This window comes from Dickeya parazeae Ech586 (genome assembly GCF_000025065.1).
Taxonomy (GTDB): domain Bacteria; phylum Pseudomonadota; class Gammaproteobacteria; order Enterobacterales; family Enterobacteriaceae; genus Dickeya; species Dickeya zeae.
In genome coordinates this window covers 2,338,266-2,353,073 of record NC_013592.1, presented here as the reverse complement: position 1 = coordinate 2,353,073, position 14,808 = coordinate 2,338,266, and the positions used below count along the sequence as shown (strand labels likewise).

Sequence of the window (14,808 nt, the reverse complement as noted above, 5' to 3'; positions counted from 1 at the left end):
GGACAAATACAGACCTATTCACACCATGGATAGGTCGTATCCACCAGATGCGGATTCTCAAAAAATGTTGGTGGAATAACATGAGGCTTTTCGTAAGGAGCCCATCATGTTTATTGCAAAAAAACTCGCTACAACAACACTGTTAACCGGATCGTTGCTGTTATACCCTGTTCTTCACTCTATGGCGGCTGACGTACCTCAGCATACTGTTCAACAGCAGGCTGGTGGCTATAGCGTTCAGGTTGGCAAAATTCTTGTCACATCATTTACCGATGGCAGTGTCGCGCAGGATCTTCACCAGCTGCTGCGGCGTACAACAACGCAGAATACGGACGCGTTATTGGCTAAAAACTTTCAGTCCAACCCGGTTGAAGCATCCATTAATGCATTTCTGATCAGTCTGCCCGGACGCAAAATATTAGTTGATACCGGTGCTGGCCAACTATTTGGCCCTGGCAATGGCGGTCGACTGATTGAGAGCCTGGCGACCCAAGGGATTCATCCGCAGGATATTACTGATATTTTGCTGACTCATGCGCACTCCGATCATTCTGGTGGCATGGTTAAAGACGGTCAGCGGGTATTCGTCAATGCACGCGTGTTCGTGGGAAAACCGGACATTGATTTTTTCTTTAATAACGCTAATCAGCAAAAAACAGGCTACGACAAAAGTTACTTTGATATTGCCCAGAAAACCTTAAAACCCTATCTGGATGCGGGTAAAGTTGTGCCGTTTTCAGGCTCAACGGAGCTAATACCGGGTATTACGAGTACGGTGCATCCTGGACATACGCCAGGATCGGCGTTCTATACGCTGACAAGCGAAGGTGAAACGATAACCTTTGTGGGCGATCTTATCCACATTGCTGCCGTGCAGTTCCCACAGCCGAATATCACTATCGCGTATGATGAAGACCAGGATCTGGCGGCTCGTGTACGCATTCATGCGTTTGAAAACTTTGCCAGAAATAAAGATCTTATTGCTGCACCACATTTGCCATTCCCCGGTATTGGCTATGTTGCCCGAAACGAACATGGCGGCTATGCGTGGGTACCCGTCACCTATACTGATCGTGCCGCTGCCGTCACAAAGTAAACGGATAACAGAATGACGCCATTTTCAGACATTGATATTGACCTGCTGCTGACGCTAGATGCGTTGCTGAAAGATCAGAACATCACGCACGCCGCCGCCCGGCTGGGTATCAGTCAACCGGCTATGTCGGCCCGGCTGTCACGCCTGCGGGCTACCTTTGGTGATCAACTGTTTATCCCTTCCCCACATGGACGTGGGGTTTTACCAACACCAAGAGCTGAGTCGCTGCGACCACAGATTGCAAGCGTTCTACACGATATCTCGGCCATGCTTGAACCGATACATTTTGATGCAGCAAGCAGCAGTCGAACGTTTGTGATTGCGTTGCATGAAAACCCGGCCCTGATGCTGGGTGCAGATCTGGTTAATCAGTTTAGCGAAGCCGCACCGGGTATTCGGCTTCGCTTCGCTCTGCCGGAAAGTGCTCGTTTACCTGAGCAGTTGGAAACAGGTGATATTGACATCTATATTGGCGTGAATGCCGGAGCGCATGATGCCTGGATCAGACGCAAACTCTTTGACGATGAGTTTGCGACCGCGCAGCGTAAAGGTCATCCGCGAGGCTCGGCTCCCCTTGACCTGAAAAGCTATTGCGCCCTTCCCCACCTGGTGGTTTCCTCCGAAGGAGATCCATTTACTGGCTTTGTCGATCAAACGCTGGCCGGTCTTGGGTACCAACGTAGCGTGGTGATGTCCACCCAAAGTTATGCCATGGCACCACCGATTGTTGCTGGAACCGATCTGCTTTGCACATTGCCCAGACGAATGTTGCAACGTTTTACCCAGACACTTGATATTTTCGATCCACCGCTACCCCTACAACCGATTGTCATCAGCATGTACTGGCATCCGAAAAATAGTCATGATCCGGCCAACGTCTGGTTACGTGCGCAACTGCTGTGTGCGGCTGGCCTTCAGCCGTGAGGCTCACTACTCTGTTGTTAGCGCATCGTAGACATTGCGTAACCGCGTGCGCAGGTAGAGAACGGCTTTGTGTTTGCGTGATAACAATGCCTGAACACTGATGCCGGTTTCCTCTGCCAGCTCGTTATAGCTGTAGCCCTGCAACTCGGTTTTGTCGAACACCTCACGTTGTGCGGATGGCAATTCAGATAACGCTGCGTCCAGTTCATCCCACAATAACGCCTTAAGATACTCATCTTCCGGCGTTTGCGGTGTACCGAACAGCGTTTCTGCCAGTTCATCCTCTGGGAAATCTCCGTCATCATCGTCAATGAAATATCCAGACAACGGCAGCTCGCGTTTTTTACGTGCCCGGTCGGTCATCTCGTTACGTGCAGCACGAAACAACCAGGCGGCGACGTTTTCCACCGGCTGCTCCACCGTCATCAATTGATACGTCACTTCCTGCAAGATATCGTCAGCGTCATCACGCACAGCCGTACGGCCGCGGATAAAAGCGGTTAACCGCGACCGGCAGGCTTTGATGGCTGAAATCAGCAATGACTCTCCTGCCATTTCGGCTTTCATCACGCTTACTCAGCTTCCGGTGTTTTAGGTGTTGCATCGGTTGCATTGCGATCATGACGGCGCCCATGCCAGTTACAGCGATCGCGATGGCCGAATTCGTCACGGCGTTGCCGGATAAACTCTTCACGTTGTTCCGGTGTCATTTGCATCCAACGTTCGTGCATACGGCGACGCTCGCGTGCCATACCAAACATCCCAGGCCGGAATCCCAGGCCGCCAAACAGAATGCGACTCAGTACCAACAGCCCCAACGCCTGCCAGAAATCAATACTTTTTACCCCGATAATCGCTGGTAACAACGCATTCCATAACGACATTACCAGTAGTCCCAGTACGACAAACAGCACAAGGGCAATCAATAGCGGCTTTGCCATCCGATGCCCATGGAAGCCATAACCTCGACCATGCCGATACATTTCACCATTTCCCATCATATTGCTACCTCATCACGTTTGCGGATAAATTGCTTGTGATGTAGTAGACGAATGAGCGGGAAAAATATTGCTGAAAAGTTGAAAAAAAGTCGAAAAGCCGCTTTAGCAGCCCACCGGCTTGCGGGGAATCGCTTGTTATGCTGTTAGCAGGTGGCTATCGGACACCAGTTGCCAAAGTATCTCGGTATCAATTTCCTGCAAGACGATACTTACCCAATGTTCTTTGTTCATATGGTAAGCCGGTAAAACACCGTTGATTGAGCGCAGTGAACCGATCGTCTCTGGTCTGGCTTTGACGTTAACGACGTCCACTTCCGCATCACCTGCTCGCCCCAACTGGTGATTTTTCACGGTCATATGCACACAAAACCATTTTCGGTTTGGATGCCGAAATACGCAGGCATTCGTGTTTTTCCATGGATAGTCTGGTGACACCCCATATTGCCGTGCAATGTTTTCAAAAAACTGTTCTGTATTCATACCGCATGGTTCTCAGTTGATACCGTTTCCGGTCCCTATTCTGATAGTTGTTCAGTGTGATTGTACAGTAAGTCTCAAAGACTGGAGAGCAAGTTCAACAATCACACAACCCGCCTTAGATAAGGTACTTTCTTTATAAAAAAGACCGAAACAACACAGCATAAAAAAACAATTGCGGAAATTAAGGGTATAGTGATGACAGATTGAACCATCCACCGCCTTGAGGTCAGAAAATAAAACAACTCGACGAAAATGGGATGAATAAGATAAATCCCGAGGCTAATTTCAGATAAGGATTTTAACCTTTCTGGATTAATATGGTTAGTGCGAATCCCCTTAAGGATCCACATGAAAGAAATGGACATAATGATGACATTAACACTGAGGTAATTATAAAAATAGAGACCATTTTCTTTCCCCGAAAGTAAAGAGAGTAAGTAACAAAACAGGCAGGTAAAGACAAAAGAAGCGAAAAAAACAACACTGTAATGTAGTGACGAACGGCTGGGGTTACTCCTGACTATCAAGTGCCCACAGATATAGTAAGGGAGGTAATAGAGGAACTCACTAAAAAACAGAAAATCGTTACTTTTTATAGAGAAGTTATACATATCGCTCAATGAGCAAAATGCGAACATCATGAATACGAAAAATAATAAAAATTTTCTTTCTGTATTGAACACCACGACTCTAATTAATGGAGTGAAAATATACAAGCCCATTATCATATATAGAAACCACAGGTGATAATAGGGTCTGCCATTCACGATATTTCTTAATACCTCAATCTCACCACCACCACTAATCCTTGATTTGATTACGCCCCAAAAAATAAAGAAAGCGGACCAAAAGACCAACGGATAGAAGATCCTACTCATCCTCTTTTTGTAGAAAAAAGAAAGACTTTCGTTTTTTTCTGGAGAGAGCAATAAGGCTCCACTAATCATTACAAAAACAGGGACACACCAGCGAGTTAATGAATCATATACATTGCCAGCCCACCAGGAAAGACTGCCAAGTTCAGCTAAATTTACCGTGTATGCTGAGATATGCAAAACAATAACCGCAAAAGTCGACACAATCCTAGCTATATAGAGCCATTCCATTCTGTTATATTCTCTTTGTTATATATTCCATGCAAACGATCAGTGGCATATACCCTTCATACTTCAAGTTGCAGGTGTGTTGGCTGCTCTCACTCACCCCAGTCACTTACTTGTGTAAGCTCCTGGGGATTCACTCGATTGCCGCCTTCCTGCAACTCAAATTATTTTGGGTATAGTATTTTATAGGTAATAATTTTAATCCATTTCAATTAATACACATCCATGGCATGGCTAGTTTTATAGCACAATAGATATGTTGAACTGACAAGGATGAGTCTTGCTCGATAGAACAGCGTAACGATTAACCCTGCGTAGGTGAAGGTATCGACGATGACCGAACTTAAAAGATGGCAAGTGAAATAACCCTAATGAAAAAGTGAAGCAATCATATCACAGTCAAAATAGCATTCCACGTATAAAACATGCTACTGACGCTACATGATAAAAAAATCGTGAGCACGATATCACTGCGCCACATCCGCAACCAGACAGCTCGCTACCGAAAAGCCTGCAAGAGTTTGAGAACCCGGGTACTAGCGGCCCCTTCTGTTTTTGTGCCCTAACCTCGCGGTGGTAATCTCGCCAATCAATTAAGCATTGTTTATGTACAATCGAGCCCGCTGACGTTAACAACCGTTTCGTTTATTACCAGTCTTTTCCACAAATGCATCAGTTTTGTTATTTCCAAGTTATAACAAAAAGTTAGCCAGAGTATTACCTATTAGGGGGATAGACATTCTTTGCTAACTATATAAGTATACCGGCCGATGATGGGATGGCTTTTTGAACACCAGCAAGAGAGGATGTCTTCCTGGCCTCATGAACGCTGCATCGAATAATAATTTGAAATTTTCAGGAGACTAGTGATGAAAAAATCACGTCTTAACCTGCCCTCGGGTTACTTTGGCATCGTTCTGGGGATTATTGGGCTGGGGTTTTCATGGCGGTTTGCAGCGACCATATGGCCGGTTACAACAATACCGGCGAACGTCCTTATCATGATGGCCACCATTATATGGGTGCTGCTCATGGCGGCACTCATTGTCAGGATGGTTAGGCATGCTGATACGCTTTTGCAAGAGATAAGACATCCGCTTAAAAGTAGCTTTGTGAGTCTGGCTCCTGCCACCTCCATGTTGGTCGCAATAGGGCTCGTGCCCTGGAGTTATCCAACGGCGCTCGGTCTTTTTCTCATCGCAGTGACAGTCCAACTCACCTATGCCGCATGGCAAACGGCGGGATTATGGCGTGGACGGCATCCCCATGAGGCAACCACGCCCGGGTTGTATCTCCCTACTGTCGCGAATAATTTTATCAGTGCGATGGCATGCGGCGCGTTGGGATTTCAGGATGTGGGTACCCTGTTCCTTGGGGCGGGGATTTTCTCATGGCTTAGCCTGGAACCAGCAATACTGAGCCGATTGAGGAATGTCGATGAGATGTCTCCTGCGGTGCGTTCTTCATTGGGTATTCAGATGGCCCCGGCGTTTGTTGCTTGTAGTGCCTGGCTGAGTGTGAATGGTGGCCAGGTAGACGTGTTTGCCAAGTTGTTATTTGGTTACGGTTTGTTGCAGGTGCTATTTATGATCAGGCTGATTCCGTGGTACTGCTCTCAACCGTTTTCCCCGGCATTCTGGAGCGTCTCATTTGGTGTAGCGTCACTGGCAACAACCTCCATCCGGTTGGGGCATGCCGTACCGGGAGGCGCATTATACTGGATGGCCTTTCCGCTATTTATTGCATCGAATTTTATTATCATCCTACTTATTATAAAGACAAGTATGCTTTTACTCAGAGGGAAGCTCATCGTCTGGGAAGAAATAGATAAAAAGTAATAGCTGAGATCAAAACACCGGCGGCCGTCGGTGTTTTGATTATATGTATCGACACCTAAAATCGTCCACTTCACACCATTGCTCACTCGATATCTATCATTGCATTACGTGTTTCAATTTCTTTATCTATTCCTGAGGATGTTTAATTTTTTCATAAAAATGACAAACAAAACGTTTATTAAACCCCATAAATTAAGATTTTTCTTATTTCGTAAAAAACAATTGTCCAACACTGTTATCTCCGAAGCAGGACATGCTTCTTATTCTTACATTAAATAATATATGGACATGAAAATGATGAAACTTAAAAAAGTTTTGTTAGCATCCTCAGTATTATTTTTTCCTCTGACTCAACATGCCCAGGCAGCCTGGGAACTTGGTGATATTTGTTATGGGTACGCGACAGCCACCGGCTCAGGTTATTCCGGTGGTGCTCTATTATTGGACCCTATCCCTTCCAATATGGAAATTACTGCGTTAAACCGGACACAACTAGACTATAAAGGAGTAAAAGCAGCACTTGCCGGTGCTTATTTAAAAGTCACCGGCCCAAAAGGAAGCACGACTGTATATGTTACGGATCTTTACCCTGAAGGGGGAGATTGTGCTTTAGATCTCTCATTCAATGCCTTCGAGAAAATTGGTAATTTGCAAGATGGTAAAATCAATATTCAGTGGGAGCTGGTTAAAGCACCGGTGAGTGGTAACGTCGTGTATAGGATTAAAGAAGGCTCAAATCCTTACTGGGCGGCAGTGCAGTTCAGGAACGTGAAATACCCCATTGTCGGGGTGAAGTATTTACGAGATACACAATGGGTCAGCGTGCCAAAAACGGATTACAATCACTTTATTATTGAGTTCGTTGGCAAAAATGATATTCCCATCGAATTTACCGATCTTAAAGGCAACATATTAAGTGATACGTTGCCACCGATGCCAGATGGCACGTCGTCAGCCTATCTGATCACCGGAAAAGTCCAATTGCCATAATCGATCGGTAACGCTTGTGGCCACCTTCTGAGGGTTACCGGTACAACCGGTAACCCTCTTCTTTCTTTTGAGCCCTCCGTCTCGCCACGCCACCGTGACAGAAACGTTGCTTCACTTCACAATTTTTTATGTTTTCTGATGTTGTTCAGAACTACGGTGGGGTCACACTCAGATAATCATAACCGTCTACACTATGATTACACGGCATTTTTCCTGATACTAACTCTTCACCGGGATGTGCATATGATGAATACGCAACAAGAGAAATCACCTGGTTTATTGGCTATTTCCGCGTTGGGCATTGTTTTTGGCGATATCGGTACCAGCCCACTTTATACCTTCAACACCGTAATACAGCTATCTGGTGACGCTACTCAGCCAGCCACCATCCTGGGATTGCTCTCCACACTGTTCTGGACTTTAATCATTGTCACCTCTGTTAAATATGCGCTGTTCGCCATGCGGATTGATAACAAAGGTGAAGGTGGCGTTCTGGCGTTGATGTCTCTGCTACAAGGTAATCAACCCAAACATCAGAAGTGGATCATTGCCGCCGGCCTGCTTGGTGCGGCGTTTATTTATGGCGATGGGGCGATTACACCAGCTATTTCTGTGTTGTCAGCGCTGGAAGGATTGGAACTGGTGTTTCCTGAAACCGCAAGTTATATCCTGCCGCTGACGCTGGCTCTGTTGATTCTTATCTTCGCTATTCAACCGCTGGGCACAGACAGAATCAGCCGATTTTTTGCACCAGTGATGCTGTTGTGGTTTGCCGTTCTGGCGTTACTGGGTATCAAGAGCATTTTGAGTTATCCCGCTGTGCTCTGGGCGCTGAATCCTGGTTATGCGCTGGCATTTTTTGCCAGCCACGGACATATCGGCTTATTGATTCTTGGTGGTGTATTTCTGTGCGTCACGGGAGCGGAAGCACTGTATGCCGATATGGGGCATTTTGGTCGCAAGCCTATCTGGCTTGCCTGGTATGTTGTGGCACTTCCCTGCCTGCTGCTCAATTATGCCGGCCAGGCCGCGTTTATTTTATCCGGTGCGGACGTCAGCAATAATATCTTCTATCGCCTCTGTCCCCCCTCATTGCAAATGCCCTTGATTGTCCTGGCAACCCTGGCGACGATAATCGCCAGTCAGGCGATTATCTCAGGTGCCTTTTCGATGACCCGCCAGGCCATTCAGTTGGGCTGGCTACCCAGAATGAAAATTACCCAAACGGCGGAACAAAGTTATGGGCAAATCTATCTGGGAACCGTCAACTGGCTATTAATGGTGGTGACCCTCAGTTTGGTTATTTTTTTCCAATCGTCAGAACGGCTGGCCGCGGCTTACGGTATTGCCGTATCCATTACCATGCTGATGACGACGCTGTTATTGTATATGGCAATGCGTAAGATTTGGCACTGGAACAGGATGCTAAGCCTGAGTGTCACCGCGATCTTTATCCTGATAGACCTCGGTTTTTGCGTCGCCAATATGCTGAAAGTGTTCGAGGGTGGCTACGTTCCATTGCTACTGGCCATGCTGATTTTCTGCATCATGTTTATCTGGCGTCGGGGCGTGACCCGGGTATCACAAATGGTGGCGGAAAAAACGCAGTCGATGGATGAATTCCTATCATCATTACAGAAGAATGGTATTTCACGTGTGCCGGGCGTGGCCGTATTTTTGACAAGAATACAAAATGTAGCGCCCCCGGTAATGCGCTGGCATGTGAAGCGTAATCACGCACTGCATGATAATATTATCGCGCTGACTATTCAGGTGCTGGATGTGCCGCGAGTCAGGAAGGAAGATAAACTGATTATTACCGAGCAGTACCCGGGTTTCTGGCAAGGTGTGGCGTACTACGGATTTATGGAAAAGCCCAATATCCCCGAACTGCTTAAACAAACGCCACCCATTCAGGCATGCAACGACCATGAGGCCGTAACTTACTATATCGGGCATGAGTCGATTGTTGCTAAAGACGGCACTGATGCTCTGCCACGCTGGCAATCCTATCTTTTTGCCTGGATGATGAGAAACAGCCTGCATGTCACAGAGTATTATCAGTTGCCGGGCAATCAGGTAATCGAAATCGGCCGCCGGATAGCTATCTAACCTGCCTTGAAGGGTGACAAGCGTTTCTTCCGTCTTTGTCACCCTCTCATCTCCCGTTTTAACCCTGCTTTGCGACAGTAACGATAGAGTCTCAGGTGAGAGTTTGGTTAATAAAAAATAGTATGTTGTAACTAATATAATGTTGGTTATTGGTGCATGGGATGTGATGACATGCGATAAATATTGGCGGGAAGTGTTCAGGAATAAAGGGCGGATAACCGCCCTTCTCTGATGTAAACGTCAAACAACGAAATCCGCAGTTTGTGACACCTGCCCCACGATTTTCACCAGAAATTCCGCAGAAGTATTGTTATCGAGATTCAGGTAAAGATTGCTGACATTGGATGACGCATCCCAATTAAGCATAATTTCCCCACCGCTACCACTGAACTGATTAACAAAGTGCAAATTGTGGCCGGTATTGAATGCGGAAAGATCGATCTTATCAACCCCGGTCTGAAAATCGAGAATCCAGTCAGGGGCGTTAACACTTGAGTCGGACACCGCGGTATAGACAAAGGTATCTTTACCACTACCACCATACAAACGATCGGCCCCGCCCCCACCATAAAGGATATCGTCACCCGCACCACCCTGTAAGGTGTTATTGGCATCGTTACCAATCAGTAGATCATTGCCTGAACCGCCAATCGCGTTTTCAATGGTGACCCCGTGCGCAATCGAGATATTGCCTTTCAGGCCGCCGACATCCGAAAACGCGCCTTCATTAAGATTGATACGCTGGTTATTACTGTAGCCGGAGAAATCAAAGGTGTCGTTACCACCCGCATCCCATACCGAGAAAATCAGCGCCTTGCTGCTGCTGGTAGCGGTATAAAAATCACGATCGGTATTGGAATGGAACCCGTAAATGGTATCCCCCGTACGGGTGGACATGTTGGCACCGTATAAACGCTGGATAGCTTCGATATCATCCAGCATCGGCCCGGCGGCATAGTGACCTTTGAAATCACCACCCGTATTTTTCTCACTCCAGTAACTCATAATACTGAACTGGCGGGTGTCTTCCGCGTAAGTGACATCGCTGTAACTGGGGTTCCCTACGCCGGCATTATAATCGCCAGGATGATTCAGACCCAACGCATGGCCAATTTCATGCGTCAGGGTCTGGCGACCATACTCCATCGTATCCGGACTACGAATGTTATCCACGTTGTAGTTGTACCAGGTCGAACCGGAAGCGCTACCGCTTCCCGGCAGATACGCATAAGCCTGAGAGCCGTAGTCTAAACGTCCACTGGAATCACGGGTGTAGTTACCGAAGGTGACATTCGCTGACTGATTACCGGTGACCTCCGTAAACGTGATATTGGCAACATCCGCCCAGGATTGTAGTGCCAGCTTCGCCTGGGAAATTTGCGCGGCATTGAATTTGACAAACCCGGTATCGCCATCCGGTGTAGCTCGAGCTGACTGCAGAAATTTAAACGTCAGGTTAGCGGATTTGCCAAACACATTCGCACCGTTCCAGCTCACATTGTCACGGGTAATTTGCGCCCCCGCTTCCTCGAGCGAGTAAGAGGGTTTGCCGTTAATCGTTAATCCATTACCGCGTTCATGGTAATGCAGCAAATTATAAATTGCGTCATAACTGCTGCTGGGAGCAGATAGTGAATGCAAAGCGTCATCATCACGTGAAGACAGATTTCTTTCCATAAAACCCTCATTCTCATGAATAGTCATAAATCGCCATTAAATTTACGGATAAAAATACCCTACCAACTTAATGGCCTACTTTTAGGAAATGAATTTGCTAATATCAGATATAACCTGGTCAGCACTGTCACCAGCGCCAATTAGTTATATAATTCACTGTAATGATTTTGTAAAGAATGTGTCGCTATTTTTCCATTTCATCGTAATGCTAGCATGAAAATTTAAATACACCGCTAATTGATGGAATTGAAATAAGTTATAAGAATGATGAGGGAGAATAAAGAAAACGATTGCTTTTCGCTAAAGCAAGTATTACTAGCCGTAAATTATTGTAGTAAAGAATAATACCGAGACAAGGTCTTAATAATAAAACAGGGCAGAGAGTCTGCCCTGTGTATAACGTTCAGTAATTAATTACACGATAACATCGGACTGTGATACCTGACCAACGATACGTACCAGGAAATCGACAGAGCTGTGGCCAGCCTCATGTAACCACAGATTCGTAACGCTATCTGCCGCATCCCACTGCAGTATGATTTCCTGACCTTTACCAGAGAACTGATCCTGCGCAAAACTCAGCTGGCCCTGGTTATGGAACGCCGACAGATCGATTTTGTCCACACCGGTCTGGAAATCGGTGATCCAGTCGTACGCCGACACGGTGGAGTCCTGACCGCTGCCGTAGACGAATGTGTCACGCCCGGCACCGCCGGTCAGCGTATCTGCCCCTGCACCGCCGTACAACACGTCGTTGCCTGCACCGCCCTGCAGTATGTTATCAGCGCTGTTGCCAACCAGAATATCGTTGCCGGAGCCGCCAATCGCATTCTCGATGGTCACCCCGTGGGCAATCGATACGTTGCCTTTCAGGCCGCCAACATCCGAGAACGCGCCTTCGTTGAGGTTGATGCGCTGGTTATTACTGTAGCCAGAGAAATCAAAGGTATCGTTGCCGCCCGCATCCCACACCGAGAAAATCAGCGCCTTGCTGCTGTCGGTCGCGGTATAAAAATCACGATCGGTATTGGAGTGGAACCCGTATACCGTATCGCCAGTACGGGTAGTCATATTGGCACCGTACAGCTTCTGGATAGCGGCAATATCATCCATCAACGGCCCGGCAGAGTAATGACCTCTGAAATCGCCACCGGTGTCTTCCACATCCCAATAACTCATAATGCTGAACTGGCGGGAGTCTTCTGCATAGGCTGCACTGTTTTTGTAGCTGATATCCCCTTCACCGGCGTTATATTCGGCCGGGTGGCTCAGCCCCAGAGCGTGCCCAATTTCATGAGTTAAAGTTTGACGGCCATAATCCTCAGTCCCTGGGCTGCGAATATTAGACTGGTTATAGTTATACCAAGAGCTGCCTGCGCCCTGATACTGACCCGGATAATAAGCATAGGCCTGTGTATCATAATCCAGATTACCACTGGCATCGCGGGTGTAATTACCAAAGGTGATATTGGCTGATTTATTTCCCGTTACCTCGGTAAACGTCAGGTTGGCGACATCCGCCCAGGATTGCAATGCCAGTTTCGCCTGTGCAATTTGCTCTGCATTGAATTTCACAAACCCGGTATCACCCGCTGGGGTTGAGCTTGCTGATTGCAAAAATTTAAATGTCAGACTGGCTGATTTACCTAATATATTGCTGCCATTCCAGGTGGTATTTTCCCGGGTGATTTGCGATACAGCCTGATCAACAGAATAAGAGGCCTTGTCATTAATCGTCAACCCATTACCCCGGTCGTGGTAATGCAGGAAATTATACACCGAGTTATACGCATTGCTGCTACTGGCAGATAATGCATTTTGCGCGTCATCTTGACGTAAAGACAGATTTTTTCCCATAAAATCCTCTGAAAATAATATAACCGAGAGTAGCCATTACTTATTCAGGGCGAACACATCCCTGCCAGAATGGCATGTAAATAAGATTTCGATGGAAATCTTATTAAACAGGATAGTTACACTACCCTGTTTAATATTTTCAGTGATTAATTACACGATAATATCGGACTGCGACACCTGACCGACGATACGCACCAGGAAATCGGCAGCGCTGTGGCCCGCTTCATGCAACCACAGATTCGTGATGCTATCTGCCGCATCCCACTGCAGTATGATTTCCTGCCCTTTACCAGAGAACTGGTCCTGCGCAAAACTCAGCTGACCCTCGCTACGGAACGCCGACAGATCGATTTTGTCCACACCGGTCTGGAAATCAGTGATCCAGTCGTACGCCGACAAGGTGGAATCCTGACCGCTGCCGTAGACGAAAATGTCGCGTCCGGCACCGCCGGTCAGGGTGTCAGCCCCCACACTACCGAACAGCACATCATTGCCTGCTCCGCCCTGCAGTACATTATCAGCGCTGTTGCCAACCAGAATATCGTTGCCGGAGCCGCCAATCGCATTCTCGATGGTCACCCCGTGGGCAATCGATACGTTGCCTTTCAGGCCGCCAACATCCGAGAACGCGCCTTCATTGAGATTGATACGCTGGTTATCGCTGTAACCAGAGAAATCAAAGGTATCGTTGCCACCGGCATCCCACACCGAGAAAACCAGCGCCTTGCTGCTGTCGGTCGCGGTATAAAAATCACGATCGGTATTGGAGTGAAATCCGTATACCGTATCGCCAGTGCGGGTGGTCATATTGGCACCGTACAGCTTCTGGATAGCGGCAATATCATCCATCAATGGTCCGGCGGAGTAATGGCCTTTAAAGTCTCCGCCGGTATTTTCCACATCCCAGTAGCTCATGATGCTGAACTGGCGGGAGTCTTCTGCATAGGCCGCACTGTTTTTGTAGCTGATATCCCCTTCACCGGCGTTATATTCAGCCGGGTGGCTCAGCCCCAATGCGTGCCCAATTTCATGGGTGAAGGTATGCCGCCCGTATTCTTCCGTATCAGGGTTACGAACGGTCGACTGGTTATAGTTGAACCAGGCGCTGCCCGACAGCGGATGCGTCCCCGGATAAGCCGCATAAGCCTGCGTATCCGTATTCAGACTGCCATCCGCATTGCGGGTGTAATTAGCAAAAGTAATATTCGCTTTTTGACTGGGGCTGACCTCGGTAAAAGTCAGGTTCGCAACATCCGCCCAGGACTGTAATGACAGTTTTACCTGATCCATTTGTACCGGCGTAAATTTTACCGGTCCGGTATGGCCGTTAGGCGTCGACGTAAAGGTATCCAGGAACGAATAGGTCAGATTCGCCGCCTTGCCATACACATTATCGCCGTTCCAGGTGGTATGCGGTCGGGTTAACCCTTCGCTCACCGCTTTATCGGTGGAATAGGACGGTTTGCCATTCACCGTCACGCCATCGCCACGTTGATGGTAATACCAAAAATCATAGACATCAGCATAGCCGATATAATTACCTGCCTTGGCGGCAGCAGAGGTATTTGATGGTATATTCTCGTTTTGTTGCATATTACTTCTTCCATAAAGTCTGACTTATTTATTACAGTCAGAATGCCTTATTCGCCATTATATCGTCGGCAGTCACCCTGACCGCCCAACGAATGGCACACCCATCTTTCGCAGCCAGCTACGAAAGAAATCTTGTG

12 protein-coding genes are annotated in these 14,808 nt (G+C 47.4%); 5 read left to right on the top strand and 7 right to left on the bottom strand.

Annotation, left to right across the window (positions count from 1 at the left end):
• Positions 1–106: 106 nt before the first annotated feature.
• Both DD586_RS10245 and DD586_RS10240 read left to right on the top strand, forming a co-directional pair.
• Positions 107–1,096 carry an MBL fold metallo-hydrolase gene (locus DD586_RS10245; protein ID WP_012884741.1) on the top strand — a complete coding sequence of 330 codons (990 nt, stop codon included), beginning with the start codon at positions 107–109 and terminating at the stop codon, positions 1,094–1,096.
• A 12-nt stretch (positions 1,097–1,108) separates the two neighbouring features.
• Positions 1,109–2,020, top strand: coding sequence for a LysR family transcriptional regulator (locus DD586_RS10240; protein ID WP_012884740.1), 912 nt, complete (start codon positions 1,109–1,111; stop codon positions 2,018–2,020).
• A 6-nt stretch (positions 2,021–2,026) separates the two neighbouring features.
• On the opposite strand, the gene DD586_RS10235 is transcribed toward DD586_RS10240, so the two are convergent.
• The 4 genes from DD586_RS10235 to DD586_RS10220 form a co-directional block, all read right to left on the bottom strand.
• Positions 2,027–2,587: an RNA polymerase sigma factor gene (locus DD586_RS10235; protein WP_012884739.1), complete on the bottom strand. Its 561-nt coding sequence runs from the start codon at positions 2,585–2,587 to the stop codon at positions 2,027–2,029.
• A gap of 5 nt (positions 2,588–2,592) precedes the next feature.
• Entirely contained in the window at positions 2,593–3,018 is a 426-nt protein-coding gene (locus DD586_RS10230) for a hypothetical protein (protein ID WP_041164928.1), read from the bottom strand.
• A gap of 138 nt (positions 3,019–3,156) precedes the next feature.
• On the bottom strand, positions 3,157–3,501 hold the full coding sequence (locus DD586_RS10225; protein ID WP_012884737.1) for an MmcQ/YjbR family DNA-binding protein: 345 nt from the start codon (positions 3,499–3,501) through the stop codon (positions 3,157–3,159).
• Between the two features lie 101 nt (positions 3,502–3,602).
• Entirely contained in the window at positions 3,603–4,607 is a 1,005-nt protein-coding gene (locus DD586_RS10220; protein WP_012884736.1) for an acyltransferase, read from the bottom strand.
• Between the two features lie 866 nt (positions 4,608–5,473).
• Between DD586_RS10220 and tehA the strand changes: the two genes are divergently transcribed.
• From tehA to DD586_RS10205, 3 genes are all read left to right on the top strand, one after another.
• The gene (gene tehA / locus DD586_RS10215; protein ID WP_012884735.1) at positions 5,474–6,442 is read left to right on the top strand and encodes a dicarboxylate transporter/tellurite-resistance protein TehA; all 969 of its coding nucleotides are present in this window, start codon (positions 5,474–5,476) and stop codon (positions 6,440–6,442) included.
• A gap of 294 nt (positions 6,443–6,736) precedes the next feature.
• Positions 6,737–7,432 (top strand): expansin EXLX1 family cellulose-binding protein, encoded by a 696-nt coding sequence (locus DD586_RS10210; RefSeq protein WP_041164926.1) that lies wholly within the window; start codon positions 6,737–6,739, stop codon positions 7,430–7,432.
• A 243-nt stretch (positions 7,433–7,675) separates the two neighbouring features.
• Positions 7,676–9,544 (top strand): potassium transporter Kup, encoded by a 1,869-nt coding sequence (locus DD586_RS10205; protein WP_012884733.1) that lies wholly within the window; start codon positions 7,676–7,678, stop codon positions 9,542–9,544.
• 240 nt (positions 9,545–9,784) lie between these two features.
• On the opposite strand, the gene DD586_RS10200 is transcribed toward DD586_RS10205, so the two are convergent.
• The 3 genes from DD586_RS10200 to DD586_RS10190 all read right to left on the bottom strand — a co-directional run bounded on the left by DD586_RS10200 (position 9,785) and on the right by DD586_RS10190 (position 14,671).
• Positions 9,785–11,221, bottom strand: coding sequence for a serralysin family metalloprotease (locus DD586_RS10200; protein ID WP_012884732.1), 1,437 nt, complete (start codon positions 11,219–11,221; stop codon positions 9,785–9,787).
• A gap of 414 nt (positions 11,222–11,635) precedes the next feature.
• Complete coding sequence (locus DD586_RS10195) at positions 11,636–13,078, bottom strand: serralysin family metalloprotease (RefSeq protein WP_012884731.1); 1,443 nt, start codon at positions 13,076–13,078, stop codon at positions 11,636–11,638.
• Between the two features lie 150 nt (positions 13,079–13,228).
• Positions 13,229–14,671: a serralysin family metalloprotease gene (locus DD586_RS10190; RefSeq protein ID WP_012884730.1), complete on the bottom strand. Its 1,443-nt coding sequence runs from the start codon at positions 14,669–14,671 to the stop codon at positions 13,229–13,231.
• Between the last annotated feature and the right edge of the window lie 137 nt (positions 14,672–14,808).

Excerpts from the sequence above, each read along its gene's own strand:
- DD586_RS10245 (WP_012884741.1), top strand. The coding sequence starts at position 107 with ATGTTTATTGCAAAAAAACTCGCTACAACAACACTGTTAACCGGATCG.
- DD586_RS10240 (WP_012884740.1), top strand. The coding sequence starts at position 1,109 with ATGACGCCATTTTCAGACATTGATATTGACCTGCTGCTGACGCTAGAT.
- DD586_RS10235 (WP_012884739.1), bottom strand. The coding sequence starts at position 2,587 with ATGAAAGCCGAAATGGCAGGAGAGTCATTGCTGATTTCAGCCATCAAA.
- DD586_RS10230 (WP_041164928.1), bottom strand. The coding sequence starts at position 3,018 with ATGGGAAATGGTGAAATGTATCGGCATGGTCGAGGTTATGGCTTCCAT.
- DD586_RS10225 (WP_012884737.1), bottom strand. The coding sequence starts at position 3,501 with ATGAATACAGAACAGTTTTTTGAAAACATTGCACGGCAATATGGGGTG.
- DD586_RS10220 (WP_012884736.1), bottom strand. The coding sequence starts at position 4,607 with ATGGAATGGCTCTATATAGCTAGGATTGTGTCGACTTTTGCGGTTATT.
- tehA (WP_012884735.1), top strand. The coding sequence starts at position 5,474 with ATGAAAAAATCACGTCTTAACCTGCCCTCGGGTTACTTTGGCATCGTT.
- DD586_RS10210 (WP_041164926.1), top strand. The coding sequence starts at position 6,737 with ATGATGAAACTTAAAAAAGTTTTGTTAGCATCCTCAGTATTATTTTTT.
- DD586_RS10205 (WP_012884733.1), top strand. The coding sequence starts at position 7,676 with ATGATGAATACGCAACAAGAGAAATCACCTGGTTTATTGGCTATTTCC.
- DD586_RS10200 (WP_012884732.1), bottom strand. The coding sequence starts at position 11,221 with ATGGAAAGAAATCTGTCTTCACGTGATGATGACGCTTTGCATTCACTA.
- DD586_RS10195 (WP_012884731.1), bottom strand. The coding sequence starts at position 13,078 with ATGGGAAAAAATCTGTCTTTACGTCAAGATGACGCGCAAAATGCATTA.
- DD586_RS10190 (WP_012884730.1), bottom strand. The coding sequence starts at position 14,671 with ATGCAACAAAACGAGAATATACCATCAAATACCTCTGCTGCCGCCAAG.